Origin of the sequence: Streptomyces bugieae, from assembly GCF_036352915.1 — a bacterium.
Taxonomy (GTDB): Bacteria; Actinomycetota; Actinomycetes; order Streptomycetales; family Streptomycetaceae; genus Streptomyces; species Streptomyces endophytica.
This window is the reverse complement of the sequence record NZ_JAZBJP010000179.1, coordinates 1-438: the sequence shown is the minus strand read 5'-3', so window position 1 is coordinate 438 and position 438 is coordinate 1. Positions and strand designations below refer to the sequence as shown.

Genomic DNA, 438 nt, shown 5'->3' with positions numbered 1-438 from the left:
ATGCGTGCGGCGGTGGTGGTGAGCAGCCCGAAGGTCGGATCCAACAGGGCCTCTTCGACCTGCTTGTTCTCCGGGTGGGCCGCGAACAGGTCCTGCAGAACTTCGTTGGCGTCCTCGTCCTCGCCCTGCGTGCGCAGGGTCAGCGCCTTGGCCAGGGCGCCGTCGAGCGCGGCCACCGCGATCGGGCCGGACGGGTCCTCCAGGTAGGACAGCGCGGGTGCCAGCATGCCGAGGCGCGCCAGCGCGATGCCCAGGGTGATCCGCGCGGCGTGCGCGGCGACCTCGTCGAGCGACGGGTTGGTGACCACCGGGGTGAGCAGACGCACCACGTCGGACCAGCGCTCGGCGTGGTGGTTGAACACGACCCGGAGCCAGGTGGCGTTCAGCCACCCGGGGCGACGGGCCAGCAGTTCGGCCACCAGCGCATCGGCCTCGGCA

Annotated in this window: 1 pseudogene; it reads right to left on the bottom strand. The window is 71.9% G+C overall.

The features are described from left to right. Positions 1–438, bottom strand: a pseudogene (locus V2J85_RS40775) (type VII secretion AAA-ATPase EccA); the annotation flags it as partial.